The sequence below is a fragment of the Candidatus Borrarchaeum sp. genome, from assembly GCF_019058535.1.
In the GTDB taxonomy this organism is placed as follows: Archaea; Asgardarchaeota; Sifarchaeia; order Borrarchaeales; family Borrarchaeaceae; genus Borrarchaeum; species Borrarchaeum weybense.
In genome coordinates, this window is sequence record NZ_JAHPYX010000195.1 from 1 (window position 1) to 6,628 (window position 6,628).

General features: G+C 36.9%; 9 protein-coding genes. 6 read left to right on the plus strand and 3 right to left on the minus strand.

All coding sequences use genetic code 11. From position 1 onward, the window contains the following. The first annotated feature begins 35 nt into the window (after positions 1-35). The 3 genes from QVB70_RS12135 to QVB70_RS12145 all read left to right on the plus strand — a co-directional run bounded on the left by QVB70_RS12135 (position 36) and on the right by QVB70_RS12145 (position 1,737). Positions 36-863 (plus strand): hypothetical protein, encoded by an 828-nt coding sequence (locus tag QVB70_RS12135; protein ID WP_287586593.1) that lies wholly within the window; start codon positions 36-38, stop codon positions 861-863. Positions 864-922: 59 nt separating this feature from the next. Beyond that, on the plus strand, positions 923-1,309 hold the full coding sequence (locus tag QVB70_RS12140) for a restriction endonuclease (protein ID WP_287586594.1): 387 nt from the start codon (positions 923-925) through the stop codon (positions 1,307-1,309). A 296-nt stretch (positions 1,310-1,605) separates the two neighbouring features. Continuing rightward, positions 1,606-1,737 (plus strand): hypothetical protein, encoded by a 132-nt coding sequence (locus QVB70_RS12145; protein ID WP_287586596.1) that lies wholly within the window; start codon positions 1,606-1,608, stop codon positions 1,735-1,737. Between the two features lie 99 nt (positions 1,738-1,836). Here QVB70_RS12145 and QVB70_RS12150 read toward each other — a convergent pair whose 3' ends face one another. Then, positions 1,837-1,980, minus strand: coding sequence for a hypothetical protein (locus QVB70_RS12150; protein ID WP_287586597.1), 144 nt, complete (start codon positions 1,978-1,980; stop codon positions 1,837-1,839). 260 nt (positions 1,981-2,240) lie between these two features. On the opposite strand from QVB70_RS12150, the gene QVB70_RS12155 reads away from it, so the two are divergent. Then, positions 2,241-3,074: an RAMP superfamily CRISPR-associated protein gene (locus QVB70_RS12155; RefSeq protein ID WP_287586599.1), complete on the plus strand. Its 834-nt coding sequence runs from the start codon at positions 2,241-2,243 to the stop codon at positions 3,072-3,074. Continuing rightward, a complete protein-coding gene (locus QVB70_RS12160) occupies positions 3,071-3,874 on the plus strand; it encodes a hypothetical protein (RefSeq protein ID WP_287586602.1) in 804 nt (267 codons plus the stop codon). The genes QVB70_RS12155 and QVB70_RS12160 overlap by 4 nt, the downstream gene beginning before the upstream one ends. Before the next feature lie 134 nt (positions 3,875-4,008). Here QVB70_RS12160 and QVB70_RS12165 read toward each other — a convergent pair whose 3' ends face one another. Together QVB70_RS12165 and QVB70_RS12170 are read right to left on the minus strand one after the other, a co-directional pair. Continuing rightward, complete coding sequence (locus tag QVB70_RS12165; protein ID WP_287586605.1) at positions 4,009-5,007, minus strand: hypothetical protein; 999 nt, start codon at positions 5,005-5,007, stop codon at positions 4,009-4,011. Between the two features lie 66 nt (positions 5,008-5,073). Next, positions 5,074-5,760 carry an endonuclease NucS domain-containing protein gene (locus QVB70_RS12170; protein ID WP_287586608.1) on the minus strand — a complete coding sequence of 229 codons (687 nt, stop codon included), beginning with the start codon at positions 5,758-5,760 and terminating at the stop codon, positions 5,074-5,076. Between the two features lie 113 nt (positions 5,761-5,873). Between QVB70_RS12170 and QVB70_RS12175 the strand changes: the two genes are divergently transcribed. Further along, the coding region (locus tag QVB70_RS12175) for an amidohydrolase (RefSeq protein ID WP_287586611.1) at positions 5,874-6,628 on the plus strand (755 nt) is incomplete at its 3' end.

The window sequence follows — 6,628 nt, forward strand, 5'->3', positions numbered from 1 at the left end:
ACTCAACACTTCAATAAACATCGAGAGGCGTGTTTATGCCTTTAAATTCCACTAACTCGGATAAAGTCAAAATGGAGCGTGCATTTTTAGCGCGCACTGTTAAATTAATTACTGATCTTGATTGGGATGCTGTAGATTGGGTTATGGCTTTAGAAATGTTTATGTTCGGTGATTTATTAGACAATACACCAAGGTTGCGCAGAAGCCAATACTTTAAGGATCCTGATTATCCTGAAATTGTTTACCGTGTATTTAAACATGCTTATGAAGAAAATCCTCCGCGCACGATTTCAATGGCACTCCATGTAATTCAAAATGACATAAAGCCCGATAATGAGGTGCTAGAACGATATCCTTTGATAAAAGCATATTTAGAGAACAAAGTAGCAGATGTTTCTCAAATATTTCCTGAAATCGGCGTCCCTGTCAAATATCTGGATATTGAAGTTTTTCCAGACAGTTTTTATGGAGATTTGACAGATTTTATCAACAAATGCTATATGTATGAACTATATCCTGCAGTTGTGGTATTTTCTAGAAAATTATTGGAGAACCTGCTGGTTGATGTTTTGAGGAAGAAGTATGGTAGGCATGATGTGGAGTTATTTTTCGATATTAATCACAACCGATTTCATATATTCAACATTCTTTTGAAAAACTTCAAAGACCACATTAATGATTTTAAGCCAATCATACCCCATTTAGATCATAATTTTATAGATAAGATAAACATATTTAGAGAATCTGGTAACTCTGCGGCTCATACTTTAGAAGTACATCTCAGCAAAGGTGAGATTGACAACAACAAAGATGAATTGGAGTTCGTAGTAAAAACCTTGATAAGGCTTTATAATAACCTTTGACCCTATATAGTACCTGAGGAGTTCGTTTTGACGCTACCCGATTTTTTAGATGATTGCCCATGACAAAAAAATGGAAAATTTTCGAAAGAATTATTGCCAAAATCTATGAAATCAAACTTTCAGATTTCAAACCAGAAATAAAGCATAATGTAATTCTAAAAGGGAAATCCGGAGCAAGTCATCAGATAGATGTTCTTGTCGAGCTTTCGCTGCCATTAATCAATATTAGGGAGATAATTGAAGTAAAACGTTGGCAATCGAGAGTAAAGAAGTCTGTTGTTATGCAAATTAATGAAATAACCGATGATGTTAATGCAAATAGAGCGACAATTATAAGCCGTAAAGGCTTTCAAAAAGGTGCAATTCAATATGCAACGCATCATGGCATTAATTTATATCGAATATTAACCCCTAAAGAACTAGGAGTACATACATTGTACATATAAAGAGATTTATAGGGCCCGAGGTCATAAGTGTACAGATTAACCTTCAAGCAAAGAATGAGTCTCAATTAAATGAAACTTTCATAAAAGAGCATGAACCAAAAAATTATAGAGAAGTTACAATTTACGATGCAAATGAAAGACCAGTTGCTAATATATTTGATTTAATAAATAAGACATTTGAAGATCTCAAAAATGCAGGGAAATTTGGCATTAAAAGAACCGTGCCCTTTCATAATTGCTTCATAAGGGTAAATGGAAGAAAAGAAAAAATCAATTTCGTTGAAATTGTTGCTGAAATGAGGTATTCTGAAGAAGAAGAAAAAGTTGAGGATGTAGAAAAGACAAAACTGCTCATCCACGATGTCGTAAATAATAAGATGTTTGAAGTAGATAGACCCATCGATTTTGAAAAGTTAGACGACGCCTAGCAAATCAATCAGTTAATGGATTATCAATCGGTTCAGTCACCATATAAGACCTTTTTACTTTTTACCATCATTGACTAAACCTTGGATGTACCGTTTTTGTTATTGATTTTCTTTTAACCATAGCCGGATAGCCTCTTCAACGGCTTTACTTAAATAACCTCTTCTAAGACCGAATTTTTCCACACCTTTTTCACGTAATTGTTGTTCAAGGTCATCTGGTATGGAGACGCTAATACTTCCCATGCTATCACCTTTGCGATCTTTTACAGGCAGCCTTTGTATGTTTCACATATACTTTATACGATAAAACAAACATTCTTTTCCTTTAAAAGTACTATTATTCCACACAAAATATATAATATAAAAGATATATGTTAAAATAGATATCTAGTATACTGAGAGACGCCAGAAAAAAGAATTCGAAATCTGCATCAGGGCAGGTAATATCATTCCTGAGCACTTAGGTAATAAGTAATCAGGCGTAAAATCTTGAGGTTGTAAACATGAATCAAACAAAAAAACAGATTGTGATTCGTGCCTATACTCCCATAGCTAAACCTCTCAACGCGTCTATTCAAAAAAATGCAACTATGCTTCTCCTTGGCGAAATTCCCTATGAGAATGGGTCAAAAGTATTCAATACTAAACTTTATTACATCAAAGGTGTGCGTGGGATGCTGAGACATGCTTGTATGAAGTTAGCTCAGGCTTGCGGTATTGAAGTGTGTCATAGCAGTGAAAAAACGGAACTCAAAGATGGCACCAAACTTATTTCTCGGGGTTTTCATCCGCTTGGTGCATGTAATCCTCCGTGTATTCTCAGGCGCATTTTTGGTACTTTCCGTGAAGAGTCCCGCATCTCTGTCTTGGCTGATCCTATCGCCTCTATCAGACATAAAGAATACACTACTGAGGTCGCTGTTCAAAAAGTTCATATCTCCAGCGAAAATAGGATTGCCCTTGCCTATGATAGGACGCCCATTCAAGACTTTCGTGAAAGCTATTTCAGTGGTTATTTTAGCTTCTGTATTGACGTAACCACTTTAACTGATGATGAAATCAAGTTTTTCATGGAGTCACTGCTCTACATTGAGACACTTGGTGGTGGCAAAAACGCGGGTTATGGACGTGTCAAAATTCTAGATTTCGAAGTCCAGAAAATTGGCATTGTAAGAAACATCGAGAGCGATAATGGCGCCTACAAAATTAGTGAAAAAACTGAAGTGCAACCAATACTACTTGAAAACATCGAGGAGTGGAGGACTGCATGTAAGGGAGAAAATTTGGCAGCGGTCGAACAAAAACAAATCTCTGCCCAAGTTAGTGATAAAAAATGACAAAAAACTGGATAAAATTATCGGGTATAACTAAAACATCTGTTGTAAGTAAGAGAAAACGTTTTTTTCATAAATATGGTGTAATTACTATTAATGGTCGTCCTAGAGCATTTGGTAAACTTACAAAAGGAGAGAAACGCGCTCCTATGACATTTAGAGCATGGTATGGAACAGTAGAGTTCGTCATTCCACAGTCTAAACTTGACCAAGCATTCACCGTTGCTACCATCGGGAGATATACCCATGAAGGAATGGGACAAATTGTCTGGAGAAGTGCAAAGCAACTCCAAAAAAGGCCTCTTCATACTCTGAGAAAAATTAAAATTCGTAAAATGCTTCCAAAACTCTCAGATACACAGGAAAATCTATTAAAATCCTTTCTTTTACATGATTTTGTGCATACCGAAAAGCACCGAAGTAAAATCTATAATGAGGTCGACATCATTGATGAAGAAGTTTACAAGTTAGCAAAAAATCATCATAATTACAATTTTAACGAACGAGAATTGCCTCTCCTCTCTACCCTTCAATATTATGATCGCCTTTCCGCAATGAATTCTCGAAAATTCAGATGGTCTGCGTCCTCGCGTTATCGTATGGATGTTCTAGAAGAAATAGATTTCGATATGCTAAAAAGAGAGATAGAATCGCGTCAATATTCTCTTTGTGCGCTTTATAGTTATGTGTATAAACCTTGTGTGCTTGACAAAATCAATGAGGCACTAAAATTTGGTTTCTCTTCTTTGAAAAACCATCTCTTATTAATGGTTAATCTCTATATTGATGACTTTCATAGGTGAGCCCATATGCTTCAAATCATGATATTGGTATTTCTCTTTGCAGGCAAACATACCAGATACAAGGCGGAATGTTCTTCGCATCACGCAGAGAACACGTTCTTGTGCATGAGACTGAACCTGAGAGGTCCCACGCCTCAGATGCAGGGAATGAATGACAGGCAGAGGACGAAAAAAGTGATAAACCTTAGTAACTTGTTTATTATCTTATCTGCTGTTCGTGTGTCTTCTGGATTTTCTTCAACGACATCTTGGTTCAACTCAAATGATGGCAAATTTGCAAGTACAGCTACGATACTTATTATACTTTGTTTTGCGACCCAAAGATTAGATCCTCCACTTAATAAGACTACGAGGTTATCATCACAGCTATCTTTAGCTGCTTGTGTGATTATTTTAGCCATTTCAGGAAATGCAGAGGTCGTCAAGTTGAAACCGCCATAATCCGCGTGATGGGAGTCATGCCCAAAATTCCACAAAATCATTTCAGGCCCGAATTTTTCGGCAAGGAATGGAGTTAGTTCTTGTAAAACTCTCAGAAAGCCTTTATCAGAGATATTTGAGGGCAGAGGGATGTCAAATTTATTGGATTTTATTAAATCGTCACTAAATGAATAGCCATCGGAAAAAAAGTTTAGATGTACCACATTTTCGTCACTCTCAAAAATATTCCGTGTGCCATCTCCTGGATGGGGATCTGTGTCGATTATCATGAATCGTTTGACATTGTAAGTGTTTCTAAGATGTTGAATAAGTAACGCAGAATTGTTAATGTAGCAAAAACCCCAATATGAATTACGACTTGCATGATGCCCAGCAGTTCCAGTAAAAACAAAGGAATTTTTTACTTTCTTCGTCCAGACCATTTCTCCTGCCAGTGAAGCTCCTCCCGCTGACAGCCGTGCGGCCTCATAACATTCATCTTCTTTGACTCTTGCAAGATGTTGCGTAGTATGTATTTGAAGAATTAATTCTTCTTTTACTCTCTCAGGTGTTTGAATAACTACTCTGTTGTCTCGGTCGTTTTCTTTTAGAAAATCTATTAAAGAATTGTATGCGGGTGCTAATCTTTCTCGTAAAACGAGATTTCCATGCGTTGCAAACTTCGGGTGATAAATCACGCACGTCTGGGGCATTTTAATCAAAATGGTATGTAAGGCAACTCCTTCCTAAAAAATCTAACTGTTAGGAGAGGGTGACCTCTAATCTTCGATTAGCCTTTTTGTCATCAACATCTTTTCTAAAAGTTTGATATCTAGTTGTCTCGGAATTACTTTATTTTTTATAGCATACACCATCACACTATCATCAATTTCTTGCGCAACCAATACTCCGTAAACTTCATCGACTAAAATGTAACTAGAACTCAAATCTACTCGACCTCTTTCTTTTATACTCTTCACATAATCCAGTATTTGATCCACGTCCTCTTTTTTAGGTTTTGTTTTCTTAAGTTCGATAACAGCCAGTTTGTTCATGGGATCTTGGGCTAAGATATCAATCCTCTTACCTTCTGATAGAGTGACTTGTCGACCCAGCACTCGATAATTCTCATAAATAATCCCTGTCAATAAGGTTGGGTATTCTGCTAGAACTTTCTCTATATCTAATTCTGTGAAACCTTCAGTCTTGATATTGAAAGGTTCAAGATTTATCTTATAAATTCCTTTCAACTGTTTTGCTCTTTTTATATATTCCCTTGCATGCTCATAACATTCATCGTAGAGTTTACTGTCCACTCCCATTTCCATTATTTGAGTCAATGTTTCTGCAGCCTGCAAATAAAGTCTAATAGCTGTTTTTTTGTCGCTTTTTTTGTCGACCTCGATTGCTTTTTCTGCTGTTGATTTTGCTGTCTTTAACAGCTTTGAGATTTGGTTTTGAGACATTTCAATCAGTTACTTTCTAGTAGGAAAGAAGGTGATCTTTATATTTTTTGGAAGTTAATTTGTAAGAACAGGAAAAGAAGTTTTTTCAAATAGCTATTCTAGGTTGGATTCTTATGAATCACGATTTTATAACAAGGAAAGTTGCATTGACTCATGGAAATGTAATTACTATGGACGAGACGAATCCGAGGGCTCAAGCGGTTCTTGTGATAGATGATAAAATCTTCAAGGTTGGATCCGATGCGGAGATCGAAAGACTGATTGATGGAGATACGGAGGAACTGAATCTTGAAGGGAAGACATTGATTCCAGGATTTGTAGACTGTCATGCGCATCCTATAAACTTTGGACTTGCACTCATGGCAGTTGACTGCAAGACACCATCTGTGAATTCCATTAAGGAGATAGTGGACAGGATTCAATTGACAGCAGAAGATAAATCAGAGGGAGAATGGATAATTGGCAGAGGTTATGACGATTTCAAACTGTCTGAGAAGAGACATCCTAACAGATGGGATCTAGATGAGGCTGCACCTAACAATCCTGTCATAATTACTCGGTTCTGTGAGCATATTTCAGTTGTTAATAGCCTAGCTCTAGAACTTGCAGGTATATCAAAAGATACAAAGGATCCTGAAGGAGGGCAGATTGATAGAGATCCTAAGACTGGTAAACCAACTGGAATTTTGCGGTGGGGTGCTAAGGAATTGATATTACGAATTATTCCTCCTCCTAGCGTAGCACAATTGAGACAAGCTATAATTTTGGCTTCCGAGCAATTTCTGGCCAAAGGAGTAACTTCAGTGTCCGAAGCCGGCGAAATAAATGCCTCGGCTATGAAAGCATATCAGACTGCAATATGGGATGA